This window comes from Schlesneria paludicola DSM 18645, from assembly GCF_000255655.1.
In the GTDB taxonomy this organism is placed as follows: domain Bacteria; phylum Planctomycetota; class Planctomycetia; order Planctomycetales; family Planctomycetaceae; genus Schlesneria; species Schlesneria paludicola.
Genome location: NZ_JH636435.1, coordinates 2,671,170 through 2,694,091, shown reverse-complemented (window position 1 = coordinate 2,694,091; position 22,922 = coordinate 2,671,170). Strand labels below are relative to the sequence as shown.

The 22,922-nt window shown below is 54.8% G+C and carries 17 protein-coding genes and 1 tRNA gene; 8 read left to right on the top strand and 10 right to left on the bottom strand.

What is annotated here, in order from left to right; translation table 11 throughout:
• Nucleotides 1-80: 80 nt before the first annotated feature.
• Both OSO_RS0129430 and OSO_RS0129425 read right to left on the bottom strand, forming a co-directional pair.
• Complete coding sequence (locus tag OSO_RS0129430; protein ID WP_010586550.1) at nt 81-830, bottom strand: DUF72 domain-containing protein; 750 nt, start codon at nt 828-830, stop codon at nt 81-83.
• 151 nt (nt 831-981) lie between these two features.
• Nucleotides 982-1,392: a carboxymuconolactone decarboxylase family protein gene (locus OSO_RS0129425; protein ID WP_029247612.1), complete on the bottom strand. Its 411-nt coding sequence runs from the start codon at nt 1,390-1,392 to the stop codon at nt 982-984.
• A gap of 201 nt (nt 1,393-1,593) precedes the next feature.
• Here OSO_RS0129425 and OSO_RS0129420 point away from each other — a divergent pair, with 201 nt between their 5' ends.
• Nucleotides 1,594-2,910, top strand: a complete 1,317-nt coding sequence (locus tag OSO_RS0129420; protein ID WP_010586548.1) for a CehA/McbA family metallohydrolase domain-containing protein — start codon at nt 1,594-1,596, stop codon at nt 2,908-2,910.
• A 3-nt stretch (nt 2,911-2,913) separates the two neighbouring features.
• On the opposite strand, the gene OSO_RS48780 is transcribed toward OSO_RS0129420, so the two are convergent.
• The 3 genes from OSO_RS48780 to OSO_RS0129405 all read right to left on the bottom strand — a co-directional run bounded on the left by OSO_RS48780 (nt 2,914) and on the right by OSO_RS0129405 (nt 8,495).
• The gene (locus OSO_RS48780; protein WP_083842999.1) at nt 2,914-7,122 is read right to left on the bottom strand and encodes a carboxypeptidase regulatory-like domain-containing protein; all 4,209 of its coding nucleotides are present in this window, start codon (nt 7,120-7,122) and stop codon (nt 2,914-2,916) included.
• Nucleotides 7,119-7,505: a BlaI/MecI/CopY family transcriptional regulator gene (locus tag OSO_RS0129410; RefSeq protein WP_010586546.1), complete on the bottom strand. Its 387-nt coding sequence runs from the start codon at nt 7,503-7,505 to the stop codon at nt 7,119-7,121. The genes OSO_RS48780 and OSO_RS0129410 overlap by 4 nt, the downstream gene beginning before the upstream one ends.
• Nucleotides 7,506-7,634: 129 nt before the next feature.
• Nucleotides 7,635-8,495 carry an aldo/keto reductase family protein gene (locus OSO_RS0129405; RefSeq protein WP_010586545.1) on the bottom strand — a complete coding sequence of 287 codons (861 nt, stop codon included), beginning with the start codon at nt 8,493-8,495 and terminating at the stop codon, nt 7,635-7,637.
• Nucleotides 8,496-8,946: 451 nt separating this feature from the next.
• On the opposite strand from OSO_RS0129405, the gene OSO_RS0129395 reads away from it, so the two are divergent.
• Nucleotides 8,947-10,248, top strand: coding sequence for a C45 family autoproteolytic acyltransferase/hydrolase (locus OSO_RS0129395; RefSeq protein ID WP_010586543.1), 1,302 nt, complete (start codon nt 8,947-8,949; stop codon nt 10,246-10,248).
• A 240-nt stretch (nt 10,249-10,488) separates the two neighbouring features.
• Here the strand turns inward: OSO_RS0129395 and OSO_RS0129385 are convergent, their stop codons facing one another.
• The gene (locus tag OSO_RS0129385; protein WP_010586541.1) at nt 10,489-10,992 is read right to left on the bottom strand and encodes a hypothetical protein; all 504 of its coding nucleotides are present in this window, start codon (nt 10,990-10,992) and stop codon (nt 10,489-10,491) included.
• A 312-nt stretch (nt 10,993-11,304) separates the two neighbouring features.
• On the opposite strand from OSO_RS0129385, the gene OSO_RS0129380 reads away from it, so the two are divergent.
• The 6 genes from OSO_RS0129380 to OSO_RS0129330 all read left to right on the top strand — a co-directional run bounded on the left by OSO_RS0129380 (nt 11,305) and on the right by OSO_RS0129330 (nt 16,027).
• A complete protein-coding gene (locus OSO_RS0129380) occupies nt 11,305-11,508 on the top strand; it encodes a hypothetical protein (RefSeq protein ID WP_029247609.1) in 204 nt (67 codons plus the stop codon).
• Nucleotides 11,509-12,345: 837 nt separating this feature from the next.
• Nucleotides 12,346-12,756: a hypothetical protein gene (locus OSO_RS0129370; protein ID WP_010586538.1), complete on the top strand. Its 411-nt coding sequence runs from the start codon at nt 12,346-12,348 to the stop codon at nt 12,754-12,756.
• A gap of 490 nt (nt 12,757-13,246) precedes the next feature.
• Nucleotides 13,247-13,320, top strand: a tRNA-Arg gene (locus OSO_RS0129360).
• Nucleotides 13,321-13,657: 337 nt separating this feature from the next.
• Nucleotides 13,658-14,203 (top strand): hypothetical protein, encoded by a 546-nt coding sequence (locus OSO_RS0129350; RefSeq protein ID WP_010586535.1) that lies wholly within the window; start codon nt 13,658-13,660, stop codon nt 14,201-14,203.
• 967 nt (nt 14,204-15,170) lie between these two features.
• Nucleotides 15,171-15,539, top strand: a complete 369-nt coding sequence (locus tag OSO_RS0129335) for a hypothetical protein (protein ID WP_010586532.1) — start codon at nt 15,171-15,173, stop codon at nt 15,537-15,539.
• Nucleotides 15,536-16,027 carry a hypothetical protein gene (locus OSO_RS0129330; protein WP_010586531.1) on the top strand — a complete coding sequence of 164 codons (492 nt, stop codon included), beginning with the start codon at nt 15,536-15,538 and terminating at the stop codon, nt 16,025-16,027. The genes OSO_RS0129335 and OSO_RS0129330 overlap by 4 nt, the downstream gene beginning before the upstream one ends.
• 961 nt (nt 16,028-16,988) lie before the next feature.
• Here OSO_RS0129330 and OSO_RS0129315 read toward each other — a convergent pair.
• The 4 genes from OSO_RS0129315 to OSO_RS0129300 all read right to left on the bottom strand — a co-directional run bounded on the left by OSO_RS0129315 (nt 16,989) and on the right by OSO_RS0129300 (nt 22,874).
• On the bottom strand, nt 16,989-18,425 hold the full coding sequence (locus OSO_RS0129315) for a DUF1501 domain-containing protein (protein WP_010586528.1): 1,437 nt from the start codon (nt 18,423-18,425) through the stop codon (nt 16,989-16,991).
• Between the two features lie 152 nt (nt 18,426-18,577).
• Nucleotides 18,578-20,755: a serine hydrolase gene (locus OSO_RS45675; RefSeq protein ID WP_010586527.1), complete on the bottom strand. Its 2,178-nt coding sequence runs from the start codon at nt 20,753-20,755 to the stop codon at nt 18,578-18,580.
• A gap of 288 nt (nt 20,756-21,043) precedes the next feature.
• The gene (locus OSO_RS0129305) at nt 21,044-21,784 is read right to left on the bottom strand and encodes a ThuA domain-containing protein (protein ID WP_010586526.1); all 741 of its coding nucleotides are present in this window, start codon (nt 21,782-21,784) and stop codon (nt 21,044-21,046) included.
• Between the two features lie 40 nt (nt 21,785-21,824).
• Nucleotides 21,825-22,874 (bottom strand): prenyltransferase/squalene oxidase repeat-containing protein, encoded by a 1,050-nt coding sequence (locus OSO_RS0129300; protein WP_237729351.1) that lies wholly within the window; start codon nt 22,872-22,874, stop codon nt 21,825-21,827.
• Nucleotides 22,875-22,922: the final 48 nt, after the last annotated feature.

The window sequence follows — 22,922 nt, the reverse complement described above, 5'->3', positions numbered from 1 at the left end:
ACACAGAGGCACGGAGACACAGAGAATCAAAACCAACTGTGCTATTGCAGGGGCGGTCGGTTCATGACCTCCGGCCGCTGTTATAGAGGTGTGGGGCGACAAAGTTGTGTGAGTTCCATCGCGTTTTCGATGGCGGTGCCAAGTGTCGTGTTATCGAAAATGCACCACGTCGTTTTCCGCGATTGTGACAGGTGTCTCAATTGATCCGCCAGTTGCGTCAAGTGAAACGGGTCATGCTGTAATGAGTACACTCGAGGTGTTCCGGGCAATCGGATGTAAGCGATTTCAGTCCAACCCCCATGGGATTTTCCTCGCCCTGAATGCAACGCATCAGGATTGGAAGCCACGAGAGAGACTCGGAAACTGGCGAGCTGTTGATCAACATCGTCATTGAACCACGAGACATGCCTGGGTTCGCATGCGACGGGAACATCTACCATCCGCCGCAACTGTTCGAAGAATGAACCGACGATGGCGGGGTCGTAGTGAAGTGTGGGAGGGAGTTCCAACAGCAGGCAGCCGAGCCGATCGCCCAGACGGGTGCATTCGGACAAAAATTCCTCAAGCAGATGTCCCGTTCCTCGCAAGCGAGCTTCGTGAGAAATCTCTTGCGGAATCTTGACGGAAAATCGGAAGGAATCCTCCACGCTGGCGGCCCACCGAGCATACGTCGATTTTCGGTGAGGCCGATGAAACGAGCTGACAATCTCGACGGCATTGAAGTGACGTGCATATCGCTCCAGATGACTGTCCTCGCCTGGTAGCTGATCGCGCTGACTGAACGGAATTGACCACCCGGCACAGCCAATCAACAAGTTCCCCACCATCATAAACGCTCTCCGGACCTCACAATGCGACGAGCTTGTTCGTTCGAACATCCTTACCCACGCGCTGGTGATACGAATCGCGTTCCGGTTCTTCAGAAAATTTAGAGATTACAATTTTCGATCGATTCCCGTCAGATCGACCCTCTCGCGGCTACTACTTGGCGATCACGGTTGGTTGCTTGAATTTGTCGTCAACAGGAACCTGATAGCCGTTGGCCAGTCGATTCGTCATGTTTGCGGCGGCAACGACGCTCAGCAATTCGCCGAACATCCCCTGCGTCATTCCTTTGGAGATCGCGGCCGCTTGATGTGAGGCGATGCAATAGTCGCACCCGTTCGTGACGCTGACGGCGATGTAAATAAGCTCTCGTACGAGCGGATCGAGTTCTCCCGGCGAGCCCATCACGTCTTTCAGCGTTGCCCAGGTTCGTTGTAGCGTCGGTGGATGATTGGCAATCGCTTTCCAGAAGTTGTTGATCTCGTTCGTTTGACGTGTCGCGCGGATGTCATCGAAAACCTCGCGGACCAGTCCCTGGCTGTGTTCGTATTCGATAAGCGGCTGCATGGTGTGTTCCTTTGCTGAATCCTCAAAAATCGTCAGAATCGACTTAAGGAAGTTTCGCAGATTGATGATGCTCGTCCAACACTCGACATGGTGGCGTGCTCGTCGATCTGCGAGCCGCATCAATTTTGTTCGACCTGAGACAAGTTTGAGCCTAAAAGCGATCGCGCCCTAGGTACCAGTTCCTGTTTCTGAGGATGTTTGATGATCGTCAATCGTCGGTTTCGCCCGTACTGCTTGGGGCTGGTCGTCGTCACGATTTTCGCGATGGCGATCGGTCTATCACGTCCAACACGCATGGAGCAGGCCACGGCCGATACGCTTCAGGCTGCGGGCCCGCTGAAATGGTTTCGCGGGAATCTGCATACCCATTCGCACTGGAGCGACGGAGACGACTACCTGGAGATGATCACGCTCTGGTATCGCGATCACGGCTACGATTTTCTGGGCTTCACTGACCACAATACGCTTGCCGATCGTGATCTGTGGAAACCGATCGAAAAAACCAAGGGTGGGCAGAAGGCGTATGACAAGCTGAAAGCACGCCTGCCCGACTGGATCGACGAACGCACCACGGATGGCACACCGGAAATTCGGCTCAGGCGGTTTGACGAGGTATTTGCGAAGTTCAATGTCAAAGATCAGTTCCTGCTGATTCAGGGTGAAGAGATCAGCGATGCCTTCGCAAAGCGTCCGATTCACCTCTGCGCGACCAACCTGTCATCCGCGATTCCGCCGATGCACGGATCGAGCGTTGCCGAGGCGATTCAAAACAATGTGGATGCCTTGATCGCTCAGCGCGAACGAACACAACGGCCGATGATGATTCACCTCAATCATCCCAATTTTGGCTGGGGCATCACCGCAGAAGATCTCGCTCCGATTCGTGGAGAAAACTTCTTCGAAGTCTACAACGGGCATCCCGGCGTGAATAATTCGGGTGATCCGATACACGCGTCGACTGAACGGATCTGGGACATCATCAATGCGCGGCGGCTGACCGAACTCGACCTTCCCCTGCTCTACGGTCTTGCCACCGACGATGGCCATAACTATCACGAGATTCCCTCGCGAAAGAGCGAACCCGGTCGCGGCTGGGTCATGGTGCTCGCCGATCAACTCGATCCTGCCGCACTAATTCATTCGCTGGAAGCAGGGCGATTTTATGCTTCATCAGGTGTCACACTCGACAAGATCAGTGTCAATGCGCGAAGCCTTGAAGTGATGGTTCGTCCGGATGCCGACGCAACATACAACATTGAATTCATTGGCACGATGAAGGGGTTCGACCCGACGAGCGAACCGATCCTCGATCAGGAAGGGAACGAACTTCCGGTCACGCGCAAGTATTCCGATCAAATCGGCAAAGTCTTGAAATCCGAGTCCGGAACATCCGCGACATACACCTTCACCGGCGAAGAGCTTTATGTGCGGGCGCGCATCACATCGTCGCGTGCCCATCCGAATCCGTCCGAGGTCGGCGAATCCGAACGAGCATGGACGCAACCCGTCCGGCCGTGATGATCAATCTCGATTCGATTTCTGTGCATTCAGCGTCTTGGTAATCTCCTCAAGCGAAAACGTGTGTGCGGCGATTTTGCCCTTGGGATCGATCAGTACATACGTGGGCAGGAAATCGACTCCGAATTGACGCGGAACGTTCGATTTCGACCAGTCGCCCAGAAACGCTTGCGGCCACGAGATGTCTTTGGACTTGAGTAGCGACCGGGCCTTCTCGGGATTCTCATCCAGGTTCGCGCCGATGACGACCAACTGGTGTGATTGCTCGAACTGTTGGCGTAGTTGTTCCAAGTCATTTATCTGATTCAAGCCGTAATCGGACCAGCTCGCCCAGAAACTGATCAGCCGATACTTCTCCTGTTCCGAGGCGAGGCTGCGCTGCTTGCCGTTTGCATCGGTAAATTGCAGATCGGGGGCCGTGTCACCGACTTTCGCGATGGGGTGCGCCGGGATGACGAACTGACCTAAGTCGACTTGCCTTTGACCGGACTTGATCGAAACAGGAATCACACGTTTTGCGATCGGATGATTGAATCCGCGATCGGACGAACCGTGCAGAGCGATCAACAGGTCGTACTCGCCAGGGGCAACGCCAGAAATGCGAATTTTTCCGCTCGCGGTGGGCTTAACAAGCCAATGGTCGAGCAATCTGAGATATTGAGTCCCTTCGACTGTGCCGAAGAGATATTCGGACCAGCCAAGTCGTTGCTCAAATCCCTTACCCGTGAGCGATGGAGGAGGAACCACGCCGGGCCGCTTTGCAATCAGATAACTGCGCGAGATCTGGTAAGGAAACGTCTTTGGTTGCTGCTCGACGACAAGCTGCCCGGTGATCTCGGCCCCTTCCTCTCCAAACGCGGCGTAGACCGTCTCGCCTGGAGCAGGATTCATGGGAAAGGATCGGCTCGATGTCAGGATCGAATTCTGATTGAAGTGCGTGCGAGGACTAACAGAGCTTGCGGTCGGGGGAATCCGTTCGAAGACGAATCGGCCGTCGGCGTCGGTGACCGTAGTTTGCTGATTGGCAATGTGCGGTATCCCCTTCGCGTAGACATCGATCGTGGAAAAATCGATCGTGAAATCAGGAACTGGCTTGCCAGATTGGACAAGCCGTCCAGTAAGTTTCGCCCATCGTTTGAGGTGAATCTCTCCCGGCACCTCAGCGGCCTTTCGGGTCACTTCGGCGTATCCCTCATTTGCGATAACGACAATTGAGTAATCGTCTCGTTGCGGGACAATCTCAAATCCACCTGCGGAGTCCGATCTGACCACATAGTTCTGCTCTTCAGCACGAATTCTTTGATCAAGATTGTGGATTTTGATTTCCTGACTCGCTGTGCCGATGAAGGCGTTGGCGGCTTTGACTGGATTCCCTTCGGGACTTATGACGCGGCCTGTGTATTTCCCAATCGGTTCGAGTTGCACGTCGAGCACGTCGCTCTTGTCGCCGAGTCGATAGCGGCCTGATGTTCTGAAGACGCGGTAACCGGGCGCCTCGATTTGTAGATCCACTTTGATGTCGTTACGGAACAGACTGTATGCGAACTGGCCTGCAGTGAAGGCGCGCGCATTTGTGCGTTCGAGCAACGAGCTATGTTCGTCGAAGTGGTCCACCGGAATCATGAGAAACCTGTCAATTCGTGTACCGGTCGTCGCGTCACGAACGATTCCCGAGATCGTTGTGGCACGAGGGGCCGAGTTGCGAAGCACGATGGTTTTAGGGCTTGCGTCGCCAGCGACAAGGGTTTGGGATGTCGGTGAATATCCTTCTTTATAGAAGACGTACGAGACGCCATCATCCGGTGCCCAATCCCATACGAACACGCCCTGCCCGTCGGTTTTATTTGGAATCTGCAAATCTAGAGCTTCGGATCGGTTTGAATTGTAAAGGGCCTTTGATTGGCGCCATCGTTCGATCTCGACGTCGACGTCGCTCAACGGTTTGCCTGTCGAATCGACGGCTTGAACTTTCAGCGGCTTGCCCTGTTTCAGTGAAATGTCATAGTCCGGCATTCCCGGCCTGACCGCGATGATTCGGCTATCGGGCATCCAATCTTTGGCGACGACCGTCACGCGAATTCGTCCTGGAGGGAATGCAGGAATTCGGTATCGTCCGTCCGCGTCTGAACGGACTTCTTGTCGGCCGGGTTGCATCACAGGGTCTTCACCCCAGATGACGACCGCATTTGCCACAGGTTGACCTGCCGGGTCAAGGACCCTTCCGGTCACGGAAGTACCGCGTTCGAGCGTAATGGTCGCGGTCTGATTGCGAAGTGCCTCTAACGTGATCTTTTGTTTGTTTTGAATCCCTCCCCAGTGCTGATCGCTAATGTAGTCGGGGTGTGTCAGGAAGAGATTGATCTTCGCATTGGTCTCTGCCGGAACGTTGTCGAGGGTCCATCGTCCCTGATCGTCCGTGAACCGCGGCCCATTGACCTGATCGATCTCCGGACTCTCGCCGTCCGCCAGAGCACCGTTGTACCGGTATTGGTGCTTATTCTCGTTCGCTTCCAGCTCGAAGTGAACTTGAATTCGAGCGTTGGCAACCGGTTGACCATCACTGTTTTTGATGAACCCTGCGATGGTGGTTCCTTTTTCCATCGAAAAGGTGAATTCTGCAGGAATCTGCTGTTCGTCGGGACGTTCCTTCGGCCACCATTCGATGAACAGCGGACAATGCCCTTCCTGGCTGACCCAGACGCGCAGGATCGTGAGCGTCTTTGGTAGCCTGATGATGCAGACGCCTTCGTTGTCAGTCTCGTAGCCGTGGTTGCCGAATCCTTTTTCGTCCGTCCAGATCGAGGCATGTAGTTTGGAATTCGGTAGAGGGTTTCCGTCAGGTCCAACGACGCGAACGCGCATGGCACCTGTTGTGGTGGCCTGTGGTTCGATCAATTCTTGAAGTGGACCTGCATCTGTGGGGAAATCCAGGTGCATCGACATGGATTGAGCCCCCTGGTATGCATCCAGATCATTGAGGCCCGCTACCGCATCTTCTTCGTCGTCCGGCTTCGATTCGTCTGACGTGGAATCGGATTGTGAGACTTGCGAGTCCGCGACCGCCGTTCTTTCTGGTTGCAGGCAAACTCCTGTCACAATGCCGCACAGCAAGAGCAATGTGAGACCCGCCATCCAGCGCGCGGGATGTGCCGGTTCAGGGCGTGCGACTCCAAGAATGCGTTGCAATCGTTCTACGAGCAGTCCACCGCTCGCGGCAGGCATGATCGTCGGCGTTCGCACCCCGGCCACGGCGGCTAGGGCCTTCGCATAGACAGTGCGGTCCTCGGTCAGCCGAAGGGCGAGATCGTCACAACAGTGTTCCCGCTCGATCCGAACCTGGCGGGAGATCCACCAGACACCGGGGTGATAAAATAAGAGAGTTTCGATGGTCGTCTGTAAGAGATTGATCAAGTAGTCCTGTCGCAGCACATGAGCCAGCTCATGTGCCAATAATGCTTCGACCTGATCCGGCGGAAGCTCGAGGATCAGTGAAACCGGTAACAGAATGACTGGCTTCCAGGCCCCAATGACCACTGGTGATTTGACGATCATCGACTGGAGGACTCGAACAGACCGACGCAATCCCAGGTCGAATGCCATGCGAGCGACAGCTTGTTCGATGTGAGCCGTCACGGGAAGAATTGCCGTACGTGTCAGGCGCTTCGCCGCGAACCATGCGGCGCAGTTCCATATCGACAGCAGCAAGACTCCCACGAACCAACTCGCCACAATCAGCGGAAACCACGCATGGCGTGGCCCGAGGTTATTTGAAGGCGGAGCGGTGGTCGCTTCGGCGATGAACGCGTTGACATTATCCGAGATCGGTATGGGCAGTTTCGATTGCTGCCCTTCTGACTCGAGTTCGATGATGGGACGCTCTGCGGCGCCTATTTCGAAAGTGACTCCAATTTGTTGACCTGATAAAACTGGAGTGGTTTCGAGCGGAGGCTGCTGCGTCACGAAGCCCCTTGAGGCTTCATTGGGCTTTGCCGTGCTAAGACACATGACAAATGTCATAACAAGCAGGGACAGGCTGAGACACAGGGCCAGACAGCACACGACTGAGGTGACCTGCGGGCCATGTCGTCGCAAAGCCGGCAATCCCGCGACGAGCACCAGGGTGATCGCCAGCACTTGCCATAGCGAGTGCACAATGGCCCAGCCGAGACTCACGACGAACAACGATTCGAGCCATGTATCGGGCGACATCATTTGAGTCCTTTCAAATTGTCGAACAGTTTTCGAATCTCGGCGAGTTCGTCTGTACTCATCGATTCGGTTTGCACAGCGTGCATCACCAGTTTGCGGACGGAACCGCCAAACACTTTCCGAATGAGATCGCCAACAATTTTCTGTTGTGTCTGCTCTTCAGGGACCGCGGGCGAATATTGCTGGGGTCGCTGCGAGTCATCGCGTTTCAGCAGACCCTTTTCGCACATCACCTGCATCATCTTCAGGGTGGTGGTGGGGCCGCAGGTTCGTTCGGTTTGAAGGACTTCATGCACTTCCCGCACGGTACAGGATTTCAGCTTCCATACGACTCGCAGGATCGCTAGTTCGACATCGTTGGGCTGGCTCGACGGGCTCCGCGGCATCAAGACGCTCCTTGTCAGGATGAACGAATATATTCGTGTCGACGCAGGTTAACGAATATGTTCGTGAAGTCAATCCGAGAGTTGCTCGTTGAGCATCAGGAAAACACGGATTGGATTGGGCTCGCCCGCTCAGCCGATCGCCAGCAGTTCTACCTGGCGGATTTCGTCGGCACTCAGTTGAAAGTCGAAGACGTCAAGATCTTCCCTCATATGGAGCGCATCGGTCGTGCCGGTTAGCGGAAGCATGTCGACGTGCAGCGCAAAGCGAAAGACGATCTGGTTGGCGGTCCGCTGATGTCGTGCTGCAATACCCCGCAGTGTGGGGTGGTTGAGCCATTCCACGTTGGCGGTGAGTAGCGAAAAGCCTTGATAGGTGATTCCATTCGAGCGACAGAATGCGCGTGTTTGTTGGTCCCACCCCTGTACCGCATAGCAGCGGTTCTGGACAAACCGGGGCCGGACCCGTGCTTCGAGACACAGCGATCGCAGTTGCTCCGGCGTGACATTACTGATCCCGAGGACCAGGATGCGTCCTTCGTCATGCAAGGCTTCCATGGTATGCCACGCGTCCCAATCGTCGACGGTCAATCCCACACGCTGTGACGGTCCATGCAGAACATAGGAGTCGAGGTGATCTGTTCCCAAGTGTTCGAGCGAGCTCTCAAAGGATTGCCTGACCTGTTCGGGGATGGACGCTTTGGAATCGTAGGGCAAGCGATGATCTTGCCCTCGCTGAAACGTGAATTTGGTTTGCAGAAACAACTCGTCCCGCGTGACAAGGTTCTGAGAGATCGCGGACTGGATTCCTCGTCCGACGGCGGCTTCGTGGTAATGCTTCCGTTGATTTGCCGTGTCGATCGCTCGAAAGCCTTGTTTCAAAGCAAGTTCGACCAGTGCCTGCGTCCGGTCTTCTTTCCAGGCCGTCCCATAGATGAATGCGGGTTGAGGTTTGGAGCTGGAATGGGATTGTGGTTGTGCGGTGTCATTCATCGAGTGTTTCCGAGTATCGGTCGTGTGGCGCGTGCAGAACGAATTACGTTTGCATCAAACGGATCGGCAAGGGTTTGTGATCGCCGACACGACGAACAACGTGATCGATATTCATATCATAACTGCCGGTCAAATTTCAGATGATCGCAACCGTTCACAGGCCGGGGACTGGCTCATTTTTCCGCGGTCAAGGGAAGGATAACCCTATTGGATGCACCTTGGATTCCAATCTAACCTGGAAAATGTGACTGTCTCCCTCTCTTCGGACTGTGGACGGTTACCAGATGATCTCAGGGCGATGAAGTCATCCTGGATTGTTACAGGACTTTTTCACACGGCTTTCGTATGCTGTTGAACGGTTTTCAAGTACACATCCTTGTGTCATCACGGCGGGTTCTTCCGCAATCGGATCACTAGTTCTCTCGTTCAGACGAAACTCAGGAGATTCTGCATGAGCTGCAAAGGCCTGTTTTTGAACTGTCAGCGTGGACGCAAATTGATTCGTGGGATTTCGTTCTGCCTGGTTGCCAGTTTTGCGGTTTCCAGTTCGTCGTATGGCGACGACAAAGCCGCTGTCGTCCGAGGTGAGGCTTCCAAGGTTCCGACGCGGACGATTTTTGCCCGGCCCGAGGCGAGCAAGCTGACGGGAAACAAGATTCTCGTTGGCGAAGGTGATGCAAAACTTCCCCTGGTTGTTGTTCAAGGCACGCCCTACGAAATGGGACGACAGCTCGGGCAGATCATGCAGCAGGAAATGCACGCGTTTCTTCCGGCCGCCATTAAAGGAATCGCGGATGAACTGAAGGTTTCCGAGGCCGATCTGGTGGAAGTCTGGTCGCGTTCGGCTGCGTTTGCGGATGATCGGGTCGAGCAGGAACTCGCGGGACTGGCGGATGGATCAGGTTTGCCGTTAACTCTGTTACAGGCGGCCCATTCCGTTCCGCTGCTGATGCCTTACTCGTGCAGCAGTATTGCCGTTTGGGGCAAAGCCACGGTCGATGGTCATCTGTACCAGACTCGAAATCTCGACTGGAGCATGGAGGTCGGGGCTCACAATTATCCGGTGCTCGTAATGTACCTGCCTGATCACGGAAATCCTCACGTCGTTCCGACATTTGCAGGGGTGATTGGTGCACATACCGGGATGAATGCCCGTGGAATTGCGCTTGCGGAAATGGGAGATGCCCCAGGCAAAGAAGCCCCATACCAGATTCACGCCCCGCATTTCACTATCTTTTTTCGAACCATGCTGTACGACGCCGATTCGTTGAGCGAAACGCTGAAGATCTTTGGTGCTCAGCCAATGACCAAGCGGTATCACTTTGTGTTTGGCGACGGCCAGAAAGAACACCGGGCCGTCAAGATTCGTGCGCACGCACCAGAAGCTGCCGGTCGACAGGTGGCGATCTGGAACGACAATGATCCCAGTGATGAGTTCGCTCCGAATGTGGCTTCATGCCTGGTGTACAACGACGAAGGCCGCGGCGCTTTTCCTACTCTGACCAAGTCCTACGGAAAACTCGACGGCGAAAAGATGGTCGCACTCGCCAATCAAATCCCCATTAAGGGCGGAAACGTCGTCAATATCGTTTACGACACCACCGCGCTGCGGTTCTGGGTTTCTTACGCCAAAGGCACTCAGGAAGCCTATCTGCGGCCCTACGTCTTCGTGGATTTGAAAACCATCGACGCGAACCACAACGGCACTCCAGATCTTGCGGAGCATGCGAAACAGCCGCTGGCGGCCAAGTGAGTCCATTTCATGCATTGGTCGTCATTGCACACTGCGGCGAACATCAATGATGCTGATCGATTCGAGCGAACGGAGGGGGGGGCGTTTTTGTGTCCCCCTTTCGGCTTGAGATGCTGGTTCGTTCTTTGCGCTCATTAAATTTAAATGTGAAAAGACTGCCCTTCTCGATTGCCGTTGCTCGGGACGGCAACGGCATCTCACTAAAACGAACATCGCGAAAAATTGCGGCAACCAACTCGATCAATTCGCCGGAACTTTGTCTTTAATTCTCTTGAGCACGAACAGCCTTCGGCCGTCATCTTTGGACGTTGTGAACTCTTTTAGAGGCAAGCGACCGATGCAGACCGTGAGTGTGTCGCCATCGTCTGAGAGCTTGTAGATTCCCGTATCCCAATTGCGTACGTCCGTTTCAATCCGTCCCGTGAGGGATGAGTGCTTGTGCTTGAAATAGATCTGATGAGGGTTCCAGGTGTCGTTGATGCTGCCTTCACCGCGAATCTCACGCTTCGAATCACGCCACGTGTAGTTTCCGTGAGTAAAACTCCACTCCTCATCGGATTCAACTTTCTCACCAGAAACTTCGACCTCGGTGATTTTCCAACGTCCCTCAAGTTGCTGAAACAACTTTGTAATACGACCATGATCATCTTTGGCGAGCACCAATCCTGACAAGAGGATTGCTGCAAATGCGATCTGCGCTAGTGTGTGCGCAAGCCGATAGATGACGCGCGTGTTCCACAGCATGACGAATCTCCGCAAACGGCATGTTCAAAACTCCACCGAAATTGTATCTAAGTCATCACGCGTGACACAATGTCTTAAAGTCATGAATTGGACGGGGCGATCCGCGCGGAGAAGGAGGCGGTGGCGTTGAAGTTCTTTCATTCTTGGAAACGTAAGTTTGGCGTCGTCAGTTTGCTGCTGGCATGCCTATGCTTGTCTGGCTGGATTCGGTGCCGGTCGTATGAAGATTGGGGTTTTGTACGAGTAGGTGAAACCGTGTTTCTGATAAGGTCGGACCGCGGAGGGTTCTCATGCAATCGATGGGGTGGACCTTTGCCGAAGCCGCCCTGGTTTGGATCGCAACCCGTGCAACAGATTACGGTTCTGGGTTTGGGAACCGGCGTTGCTCCGCGAGACGCCCTCTTCATCGACTATTCTGTCAGCACCATCCTCTTCACAATTCTGTCCGCTTGCCTGCTGCTCGGTAAGTCGCGACGGACCCAAGAACTCGCAAATGCCAGGAGTGAAACGCCATGACATCGTGACCGCAAAGGTGCCTGTCTTTCTTACTTCCACAGGTTGCTAAACGTTCCCCAATAGATCCCGCCGCCCCAAAGATGAAGCACTGATTGAGCTCCCTCGCTTCAGTGTTGCCGAATACTCAAAATGGTAGTCCGTTCTTAGGCTGGGGATGACACATTTCCTTGACAGAGCACGCTGCCGTCACAACTGTTTTTTATCCGTGAAAATGGGGCTGTCCCCCCTCTGGCCCGTGACGATCCACTCGCCCTTGCGTCCTCCTGTTCGCGATGGCAACCTACAGCGAATGCGTTTCGAGTCATCCGCGAGTCACACCATGCGAGATTTCTTCAGGAGTTGGAAACGCAAGCTTGGCATTGTGGCGCTACTGATCGCGTGCGTTCTGATGGGCGGATGGGCGAGAAGTCGATGCAATCGTGATTGCATTGAGTTGCCAATCAACACTCACAAAACCGTTTTCGGGTTCTCGAGTAACGAGCGGCTTATTCTTGCTACAGAGTTTGATCCGACCATGACAGAGGTGCGGCCATCAGCAAAATGGACGACGCGCGTCATGTCCTCGTATGCGGCCGCGCGATTGAAAAGCGTTGTTCTTCTCAAGGAAAATTTGAACTTCGCCATTAAAGACTTGAGACGTTCGGCAATGGTCGCCGGGAGCACGTCGAGCTCTGGTTTGACGTACGATCCACCACTGGAGAGGGGTTATTCGATTGCGATCTGGATCATTCCGTACTGGTCGATCGTGATCCCTCTGGCCCTGATGTCCGCTTGGTTGCTGCTCAGCAGGCCACTTGGGCGAGGGATTTCGTCGCCACGTCGAGGGGGCGAGTTGCCATGAGTCACTTCAAATGTCCGAAGCGCATGCTTGGCCTGGTGACGCTGGGACTGGCATGCATGTTTGCTACGGGATGGGTCAGGAGTTTACGAGGTCGTGATTGGATCGATTCTCGTCAGTTCACTGGAACTTCTCGCGGTCTTGTTTTCGAGAGCGATCACTCGTCGTTTGCCTTATTGACCGTCGAAGAAATCGTGACGCCGCGGCCTTCAACACCAACAATTGTTCCACCACCAGTTGTGGTGACGAACCCGGACGGCAGCACGTCAACGTCGGTTTATCTGGCTCCCTCCTCAATCGCGGATGCGGCCAGAGAAATTGTTGCCGCACCTTATTGGTCATTCGTGATCCCACTGACGCTGCTGTCCGCCTATCTGCTGCTCAGCAAGCCGCGGGCGAAAGCGAAGTGATCGGATCAGGCGTTGCCGATCAGGATGGTGGACTCCGTCTCTTTCGCAACCGTCTCTCTCTGCTTCGTTTCGCAACGTAGGCCGAGAGTCTTCTTCAGGGACGTCGCGGTAAATCGCGGCCATAGCGCGGACATTATCAGGTTGCTTCGGCTGTGGAATGCCTTCGGAATAGGGGCTTCGCGTGCAGGAATCATTCGACAAGATCTCGGGCAGGCGCACGAGGAAAGTCACCACGGATTTCTGGGTACGCTTCCGGCTTGCAGGTCGTCCCTTTGATCGAGATACTTGTGCCCGGCAGTTGTGGGTTTGGCCCACGGGCCGAAATGGCAAATCTTGTCCCGAACTTTTTTCGTCTATGCCGTTAGGGGGATGGCAGTTCTGGGAAAAGTTTCCAAGACTTGGCTGCTGGATTTGGATCGGAATTTCACGAACCACGTGTCGTGATGGGCCCCCAAATCGAAACGCGAAAAAGCACCTTGAATGCAATTATGCTCCCGTAGCTCAGCTGGATAGAGCGACGGTTTCCTAAACCGTAGGTCGTGGGTTCGAATCCCGCCGGGGGTATTGAGTTACGTCAAATCAAATCGCTACATGTCGCCAATTTTGATTTTCTCGGTTTATCGTCACTTCCGCGTCTCGGCTGGCAAAATTCGGTCGAACTTCCCGGCCGTGCCCTGACGCGTGGACGGAAGACTGTGCGAGTCGATGTCCATCGTCAATTGGATCGACGAGTGGCTAAGCCACTCCTGTACGACTCTTGGGTGAACTCCCGCGGAGGGCGCATTGTGGCGCTCGTGTGTCGCAGATCGTGGAATGTGAACGTCCTGATCGTCATCCCGCTAACGTTGATTTCCGCCTACCTGCTACTCAGCAAGCCACGGATAGTAGCCAAAGTGCCAGCATGAACGGCTATTTCATACCACGGAATCGTAAGAACGGTGTCGTAACGCTGTTCGTGGCGTGCATCGCAATGAGTCTTTGGTTCCGAAGCGATTGGATTGCCGACACGTTCACAATTCCATATCGAGCGGACCATTACTTTCAGATTTCTCTTAGTGCACGCAGCGTGAATCTCGGATTGCTCTCGATCAGCGGAAAGACTGATCAAACCAAAACGCGGCCCTATTTCTGGATGACGGATGCTGCTGAACCTGTGCGATCGATCCCTGGAGTTGGTATCCATGCCACACCGGGCCGAGGCGTGCGTCGGTTCTTGGATTTTGGGGATACCTCAGTCTCGACCGCATTCGAACTTCAACCGTTCAGTGTGTATTTATCGACGCCGACAATGAGGACTGCGTCCGGTGGAGAGTATCCGATTCAGTTTTCTTGCCTGACAATTCCGGGTTGGCCAATCGTCCTTTCGCTGGCCCTTTCCTCCGCCTACCTGCTGCTCAGCAAGTGGCGGGCGAAGCGATCCACGCCGAATCAGGACATCCAGACATGAACGGCTACTTCAAGCCTCTGCAACGCAAACTGGGCGTGATCACGCTGGTGATGGCTTGCGCGTTTGCGGTGGGTTGGTTCAGGAGTCAGTCAGAGAATGATACGGTTGCTTTTCGTTTCCATGACACCGCGATCTACGAAGCGATCTCTAAGCGGGGCACGGTGTGCTTTCAGCATAAGAGTGGCCCCCTGGTTCGCTTTGGGACTCCAAAATTCTTCACGAGTTCAAAGTTTCTGTACCCGCCTTCGAACATCAAATTCGATGACCACCCATTTCAAGGATGTCGAGACGGCACCAAATGGCGTTGGAAGTGGGGTGGGTTTGATATCGGAAAAGGAACTGAATCCCCTGCTCCGCTGAATCTGACTGCTTTTCAGATTCCATACTGGTCAATCGTCCTCCCCCTGACCATTCTCACCACATGGCTATTGCTGTCGAGGCCTCGACCAGCAACGCGAGCCTAATCGCCGCTCGCCATTTCGAATTGAGGACCGTAACGTGAGCTACTTCAAGTCATGGCGACGAAAAGTCGGAGTGGTAATGCTGGCGATGGCGTGTGCGCTCACGGCGGGGTGGATAAGAAGTTCAACGGGGATGGATAATGTTCGATTCGGCGATATCTTGTTTATGTCGATGGATGGGCAAGCACACCTGACTGCAGGCTCGAGTCCTCCTTTCCAACCACTGATTGCGCACTCCAATTCGCGTGAAACAGAGTCGACTGCTGCACGGGCAGTCCAAGATAGGACAAAATGGCAGTTCCTCGGCTTTGCTCGCTCCGAGTTTGACATCGTCGATACGGCGACTGATGGAACGACTTCGAAGATCAAGTGCACTATGTACACCGTGCGTTACTGGTCGATCGTTCTCCCGCTGACCCTTCTCTCCGCATTGCTTCTGATGTCGAAACTGTGACAGACTAAGCGAGTCGAATCACCAATTTCCACCCCGAATTGAGATCGACAGCATGGGCGATTTTTTCAAGCCGCTGCAACGAAAGATGGGCGTGTTGACGCTGGTGTTGGCGTGTGTGCTCACGGCGGGGTGGGTCAGAAGTCCGCATATTGGAGACAAGATCGAATTTCCACTTGGCAGCGGTGAGTTCGTCGTGGCTCGTTCAACGCCTGATGGAATAAACCTTTCGGGCCGTCGGCCGTTGTTCGACGCTCGATTGGTGCAAGTGCTTGCTACGGGATTGCCTTGTACTCTCCTAAGCAATTGGATGACAATTCCCTACTGGTCGATCGTTCTTCCGCTGACAGTGCTCTCCGCCTACCTGTTGCTCAGCAAGCCACGTATGACGCGATCCGTGCCGAATCAGGGCCTCCAGCCATGAACGGCTACTTCAAGCTTCAACGGCGCAAGCTCGGCGTCGTCACGCTGCTGATGGCATGCGTGTTGTTGGCTGCCTGGACCCGAAGTCGAACACATGCCGACTGGATTCTTCTATTCGGCAATACGGTTGTCGTTTCCGGCCATCAGAGCGTTTTTGTATTGAATCGACCCCAGGCAGCGATCGTTACCATTGAATCCACTAGACGAGCCCCTGAAGCAGATTATGGCCCAGGTGCGTCAATGACACGGAGAATCGAGACGGCTTTGGCGTTTCAATACAGTCTTTCGGATCGATTTGGCTGGGGATATGCGACACCCAATGGAATCATCACAAACTTTGGGATAAACACCGGTCACCCTAAACTGGTCAGGGAGATGATCCCCTATTGGTCGATCGTCATCCCCCTGACTCTGATTTCCATCTGGCTACTGCTGTCGAAGCCTCGATCGGCAAGGCGAGCTGAATCACCGCTCACCACTTCGAATTGAGGACCGTAACGTGAGTTACTTCAAGTCATGGCGACGAAAGGTCGGAGTGGTAACGCTGGCGATGGCGTGTATGCTCACGGTGGGGTGGGTGCGCACGATCGGAACAACTGGTGAGCAATACCCCATCGGATCTAGCCTGACCCTCCATTCAGCACATGCCGAAATCTATATCACGAAAATCCGTTATGTTGATAACAAATTCTTGGCCTACCGAGCTGATGACGGTTCACCTGTGTTTATTGAAAAAGGCCCTCGTACGATCTGGGCTGAAGTGCTTCGGTTGCCCTACTGGTCCATCGTCGTCCAGTTGATTGCGTTGTCGTGTTATCTCCTGCTCCGTAATCCACGGATTATGAACAAGCCAAAAGTCCTTGAATCTACACCACCAAGGGGGTGTGACTCATGGTAGGCTCATCAAAAGACTGGCGCCCCAATTTGGGTGGGTGGCTGGCGATGCTCAATTGCGCCGGATGGCTGACAATAATTGCAGTAGATTCACTTGCCGGTCATCGACAAGAATCGCCTTACACGGAGTGCGGGATTGTGCTGGCTTTCGGACTCAGCGTTCCTTTTGCCTCGTTTCTTTTTTTCCCGTCTCCTGGCACGCCCTCACCGACAGTCGAAAGCGTCGCGTTTGGTGCTGCGTTAATTGGTTTGAATAGCTTTGCCTGGGAATATTGCTTCGCGGCAATCTTGCGTTGGATGGCGCGCTCAGGGCAGTCAAGCAGCAGTTAACTGGTGACTCGATTCCGGAATCTTGAATCATGCAAGAATTCTTCAGCGGTTGTCATGAAACCGACCCTCTGACGGAGGGTGTCTGAATTAAAGAACGAATCTCTTCAGACTTCCTGGCACATCAGCGACGCACGCTCTCCGCGTACTGTGTATCTGAATGGTCCGAGGCTGAGTTTGGAGCGACGGTTTAGGAATTCGTCGCTCAACCAATCCGCATCAAGGCCGGTTAGGCGATAATTTCGGTGATCGGTTCGCCGCCGTGTGAGATCCCGATCGGGCGGCCGGTTTGGTCGCGGACGGTCAGGTGAGGATCGATTCCCAATTGCTGGTAAATTGTCGCGACCAGGTCGCCCGGCGAAACGGCGTGGCTGATGGGATATGCCGCTTGTTTGTCGGTTTCGCCGTAGACGAATCCACGTTTGACACCTCCGCCAGCCAGTAGGCTAAAACCGCATTGTGGCCAGTGGTCACGGCCGGCTTTGGAGTTGATCTTTGGGGCACGTCCCATTTCACCCATCACAATGACCAGCGTGGAATCAAGCAGCCCGCGCGAATCCAAGTCTTCGATCAATGCGGGAACGCATTGGTCCAGGATCGGTAAGTTGTAGTCCTTGAGCATCCCGAAATTGTTCTCGTGCATATCGTAGGAGTGCCCATACTTGCCGAAGATCTCGGCGTGGACACTGATAAACGGCACGCCCACTTCCACCAGTCGACGGGCCACCAGCATGCTGGAACCGCTCAGGTTCCGTCCATATCGATCGCGCGTGTCAGCGGATTCTTGCGAGAGATCAAATGCGTCACGTGTCTTGCTGGAGGTCAGCATGTCGAATGCGGTCTGCTGAAACAGGCTCAGTCGATCGATTGAGCCCGACTGCCGCGTTTTGGCGAATTGTGTGTCGAGTTGATCAAGCATCGATCGGCGACGGCTGAGTCGATTCACCGTGATGTCGGGCAGCTCGTCGACAGACGGCAATTGCGGGTCACCGATGGGAAGGACCGGATCGTAGAATTTGACTGTTGGTTCGCGTCCGAATTTCGGATCGCAGACGGCGAATAGCGGGTCGTACTGGCTGCCGAGAAAGCCGCCATAGGGGCCGGGGCGACGCAGGCCGGCGTACATCGAACTCTCGCCCCACCCGGGATAACAAGGCAGGCAAACCGCTCCGGGCAAGTTGCGTGGGCCCAGTCCTAGATACTGGCAGATTGCACCGACATCCGGTGGATCAGTGGGATCAGCCTTCAATTGTCCGAAATTGCCGCCGGTAAAGCCGGTCATGATCGGCAACGGATTGTGCGCGTTGTAGCCGTGGCTGACCGTGCGGATCAGTGTCGTCTTGTGCATCAGCTTTGCCACGTTCGGCAAATGCTCACAGATTTGCAGTCCGTCGACGGATGTGGCGATCGGCAGGAACTCACCGCGCACTTCGACGGGTGCGTTCGGCTTCAGATCGAACATATCCATCTGACTCGGACCACCGAGCAGATTGAACAGCACGACTGACTTCGCGCGACCGGGGCGCGTTGTTGCCGACGACTCCGTCGCTCGCAAATATCCCGGCAGACTCATGCCGGCAAAGAGTGACAATCCACCGACGCGCATGATTTCGCGTCGCGTGACCCCATCGCACAGTTTTGCCGAATCGCCGAGAACCGTCAGCATGCGATGCCTCTCATGAATGACAGCCGAACATATCAGCGATAGCTTATCATAAGATCGGCAGGTTGACAGCCACAGCTTGCGATGGATCTGCGATTCCTTGCGAGCGACTGAGGTGATTCTCGCGAACCGGCCAAAATCGAATGAATGTGCCCCTATTTCCCGGTCGGCAGGAATGGGCGAACGGCTTCAGCAAGGACGCGGTAGCCGTCAGGGTTTAGATGAAGCATGTCCGGTACGAACAGGTCTTTTCGGGCCTGGCCTTGGCTGCCAAGCGTGATATCGAATGCGTCGACGAATCCTACGCGAGGAAGATCCAAGGCGGCTTGCCGGATCAGCGCATTCAGGGCGCGATATTTGTCTGTTTCACCCCATCGTGAGGGGGCCGGACTGACTGCGATGTAGTAGATCTCGGTCTTTGGCAGACGAGAATGAACTTTCTGCACGAAGTCGACAAAGTCCGAGGCCACTTCTGCGGGGGTGCGTCCTCCGTGGATGTCGTTTCCACCGGCCCGCAGATAAATCTGTCTTGGCTCGTAGGGAAAGATGATGCGATCCGCAAAATGGGTGGAATCAACAATTTCAGAGCCGCCAAAACCGCGATTGATGACTTTGTGATCGGGAAAGTCTTCTACCAACGATTTCCAGAGCAGGATCGTGGATGACCCGATAAACACGATTCCTCCTTTTGGAGGCGGATTGGTTTGGTCTGCCTGTTCGTAGGCCGCGATCGCTTTCTCCCATTTGGCGAAATCATGGGGTGGTCGCGACCCAGAGGTGTTGGCTGGCGCTGCGACCAATTGAACTTTTTCGGGTTCGATCGGTTTCACATCGGTGGTGAGCGGCTTCGCTGCAGCGGGAGCCACTTCACCCGCGATCCCCAGAGCTTCGAATTCGTGCTTGGGGCCGAACTCCAAATTTGGCTTAGAGTGGCAACGAATTTCGTTCCCATCAAATTTCAAAGTGACCGTCGTGACGAACGGTGTTTCGACGAAACAGAGTTTGGCTGTAAAGGTTCCCGGCGCGGTCCATGCCCCGCATGCGGCAACAGGCTGTTCTGGCATCAAACCCCAGCGGGTTTTTCCCGCCACCCAAGTCTTCCGCCCGCATTGGATTCGATGCTCGACGCCATCGAAGCGTGCAACGAGGGTGACATCGCCGCTGTCATCGCCCAAGTCGAGTGTGATCGCTTCCAGCTTGCTGGGACTCGGGGAGAAGACAAACTTCTTCCCCGAGACTTTCGCGGGCTCGGCGGTCCCTTCAACTTTGCGCAAGGCCAAGCCGCGCAGAACATTTTCAAGTTTCCCGCGTGCGTCGTCGTCGGCTGGAAGTGTCGAATCCTTGATGGCAGGCAGAAGTTTGTCCCACACTAAATTCAGCACTGCCTGCATATCTTTGACGCCACTGGTGATGGCGATGACCGCGTCCAACTCGGGCAGGACGATGCAAAACTGGCCGAAGGCACCGTCGCCTCGATAGGCCCCGTGACGGCCGCGCCAGAACTGATAGCCGTACCCATGGTCCCAGTCACTGACAGGATCGCTGCCGGTTGCGGTTTGGCGCGACGTCGCCTCGGCAATCCACTCGGCGGGAACCAGTTGCTTGCCCTTCCACAGCCCTTTCTGAAGGTACAGTTGACCAAAGCGTGCGATGTCTTCGGTGCGGAGATTCAGGCCGTACCCGCCGATGCTCATCCCTTGCGGGCTATTGTCCCAGGTCGGGTTTTCGATCCCCAGCGGTTCGAACAGGCGCGGCTTCAAGTATTCGTGCAGGGTTGCGCCGGAGACTTTCTGGACGATGGCGGACTGCATGTGAGTTGCGGGGGTGTTGTAGAGGAAGTGCGATCCGGGCTTGAATGCGACGGGATGCGACAGGAACGTTTTCACCCAGTGTACGTCGTCGGCGCGTGAGGGTTCGGTCTGGTGTCCTGTCGCCATTCGCAAGAGATCGCGAACCCGCATCTTCTTCAGATTTTCGCTCGGTTCCTTCGGGGCGTCGTCGGGAAAGAAGGGAAGGACGAGATCGTCGATGCCCAGTTTTCCTTCGGAAATGGCGATTCCGATTGCGGTCGACGTAAAGCTTTTACTGAGTGAATACAGCGAGTGACGCGCCTCCGCGTGGTACGGTGCCCACCAACCTTCGGCGACGACATGACCATGTCGCACCACCATGATGCTGTTCAGTGAATCGAATTGCTGATCAGCGGTCTCGACAAACTTGAGAAGTTCAGCCGATGAAACGCCTTGGGATTCAGGTGTGCTACGAGGCAGGCCTTCTGCGCGACTGACCGTCAATGTCGCCATTACCAACAGGATGCTGCAAAAGAACTTCATAGACGCAGTCTCGTGAAAGTTGAAGTCGTTGGACAAACGTACTCACCAATGGACCTGGCTCAACGTATCGTGAAGGCGGGGCAGGCTCGACGCAAGCGTAAACCCGACATGGGTGAGGCTTGTCACCGTTCACAGCCCGGGGACTGGCTCATTTTCCCGCGGTAAAGGGAAGGCTTACACTCGTTGATGCACCGTGGATTCCCATAGACACTGTGGATTCCCATCGAATCGGGAAAATGTGCCTGTCCCCCTCTCTTCGGGCTGTGAACGTTCACGTGAGGCTTCAATTCAGGGAGTTTTCAATTCCACATCGCGCTTGGCGGTCCAGAACAGGGCATTGGCCAGCATTCGACGAAAGTCCGTTTCCTGGAACGTTTCTTCACCTCCAAGCGAGGTGTAGAAAAGTCGTCCACCGTGATGAGTTCGCGTCCATGCTAATGGCTCAGTTGGCTGGCCGGGGATCGTGCCATTCAAGAGCACCTGAATGTCAGCGGCATGGTCCGAATTCTTATAGAGCGACTCGGGCGCCGCGGTGAGTTTTACTCCCGCCAGGATGGGATGTGTTGCGGCGTTGCCCGCAATGTCGATGTTTGTGACCGGCCCATTTGCGTGGTGATTTTGATAGTTTCCGCCCAGAATCTGGCGATCAAACTCTAACCAGGTTTGAACGGCGTGGCTGGCGGTGCGAACACCGACCAGGGGACGACCAGAGGTCACATATTTCTGGAACCGTTCCAACTGTTCACCCTTCAATTTCATGCGTTTGAAAAATACGAACGCGACATCGCAATCCTCCAGTTGTTCCAGCCCTGGTAGATCGTCGTCAGCAACGCGAACAAGACGCGTCGTTGTCACGTTGTAGTTCTTCTCAAGAAATGTCTGGAAATCGGGCAAGATCTTCTCGGAATGGTAAGTCGGACAGCCGGAGAGAAAACAGACTTTCAAGGGTTTCGAATTTTCGGCCGCATTGATGAATGACAGCATCAAGCTCCAGATGAAGGCGACCATGAGCACTGGCAATTTCTGCATCGGATGTTCCTGAAGTGTGACAGTTCGTGCGTCGCGCGAATCACGGCGCTGATTCTTGCGTTGGGGGCAATGCGATTGCGAGCGCTGTCGTGGCCCAACTGGCTGCCGCGATGGAAATGAATTGATCCTTCCCGTGAGGGTATCCGGATTCAAAATAGGTTTGAAATGGTTTGCTGTGAGAAACGACGTGCCATGAGCCATCGTCCAGTTGGTTGGAAATCAGGTACTGAAGTCCGCGGCGATACGCTGGGGCTGTTGTGCTGACGCCGCCGACATCATGAAGTGCGACGAGCGTTGTACCCGTGGCATAGGTGTCGCTCGTCATCTCGCGCGTCTGACTCCACCCACCATCTGGTTGTTGGGTGGTCACAAGATCCTGCGTGGCCTGTTGAAGGACGTCGCTTGGCGCGTCGATTAAGGCGAGAGCCCGCAGCCGAAAGACGCGATCTTCAGTGTCGGCAGGTAATGTCCTGAGCAGCCAGTTTCGTACTCGTTCCACCCGCGCTTCGATTCGTTCGCGTTGCTCCGGCACTCCGAACACTTTCAGGCCCCGAAGTGCGACGTATGTCGACGTGAAATAACTTTGCTCGGCCGGCGGTCGATTGGCGTCTGATTCCCAGTGCTCCTGGTCGTGTTGTTTTATCAAGAGATATTCGACGACGGCGGCCGTGGTGTCATCCGGCTTCCAGCCTCCTTCATCGAGAGCCCACAGGGCGTAGCCCGCGGTATCGACCTGCCCCCCTTGCCCTTCACCGGCGCGATATCGATCTTGATTACGTCCCAGAAAATCGAACGTGAAGCGGACCTGCTGCTGGATATGTTTTGTATCGATTACAAAGCCACGTTTCTCGGCAGTTTGCAGGGCCATGAGCGGCAGCCCCTGATTGTGGCAGTTGAAACACTGCTTTCGGAGCTCGAGTGATCCTTTTGCTCCCCTTTCCAGCAGCGGCACTGATTTGAGAATCGCGGTTCGAATCGCATCGTCGCTCAATTCGGGTTCAGCAGCGCGAGCGATGTCCGAACCCTGCAGCAGGCAGAGGGCTAGTGATACGACGACGATCTGGACAGATTCGATCGGGTTTATCGTCACAACTCTCATCAGACGGAATGGACTCGATCACATCCGCGGCAGCGGAAA

Coding starts and splice junctions, on each gene's coding strand:
- OSO_RS0129410 (WP_010586546.1), bottom strand. CDS start 7,505: ATGCCGCGGAGCCCGTCGAGCCAGCCCAACGATGTCGAACTAGCGATC.
- OSO_RS0129430 (WP_010586550.1), bottom strand. CDS start 830: ATGATGGTGGGGAACTTGTTGATTGGCTGTGCCGGGTGGTCAATTCCG.
- OSO_RS0129395 (WP_010586543.1), top strand. CDS start 8,947: ATGAGCTGCAAAGGCCTGTTTTTGAACTGTCAGCGTGGACGCAAATTG.
- OSO_RS0129420 (WP_010586548.1), top strand. CDS start 1,594: ATGATCGTCAATCGTCGGTTTCGCCCGTACTGCTTGGGGCTGGTCGTC.
- OSO_RS0129315 (WP_010586528.1), bottom strand. CDS start 18,425: ATGCTGACGGTTCTCGGCGATTCGGCAAAACTGTGCGATGGGGTCACG.
- OSO_RS0129350 (WP_010586535.1), top strand. CDS start 13,658: ATGAACGGCTATTTCATACCACGGAATCGTAAGAACGGTGTCGTAACG.
- OSO_RS0129335 (WP_010586532.1), top strand. CDS start 15,171: ATGGGCGATTTTTTCAAGCCGCTGCAACGAAAGATGGGCGTGTTGACG.
- OSO_RS45675 (WP_010586527.1), bottom strand. CDS start 20,755: ATGAAGTTCTTTTGCAGCATCCTGTTGGTAATGGCGACATTGACGGTC.
- OSO_RS0129405 (WP_010586545.1), bottom strand. CDS start 8,495: ATGAATGACACCGCACAACCACAATCCCATTCCAGCTCCAAACCTCAA.
- OSO_RS0129370 (WP_010586538.1), top strand. CDS start 12,346: ATGAGTCACTTCAAATGTCCGAAGCGCATGCTTGGCCTGGTGACGCTG.
- OSO_RS0129425 (WP_029247612.1), bottom strand. CDS start 1,392: ATGCAGCCGCTTATCGAATACGAACACAGCCAGGGACTGGTCCGCGAG.
- OSO_RS0129305 (WP_010586526.1), bottom strand. CDS start 21,784: ATGCAGAAATTGCCAGTGCTCATGGTCGCCTTCATCTGGAGCTTGATG.
- OSO_RS0129385 (WP_010586541.1), bottom strand. CDS start 10,992: ATGCTGTGGAACACGCGCGTCATCTATCGGCTTGCGCACACACTAGCG.
- OSO_RS48780 (WP_083842999.1), bottom strand. CDS start 7,122: ATGATGTCGCCCGATACATGGCTCGAATCGTTGTTCGTCGTGAGTCTC.
- OSO_RS0129330 (WP_010586531.1), top strand. CDS start 15,536: ATGAACGGCTACTTCAAGCTTCAACGGCGCAAGCTCGGCGTCGTCACG.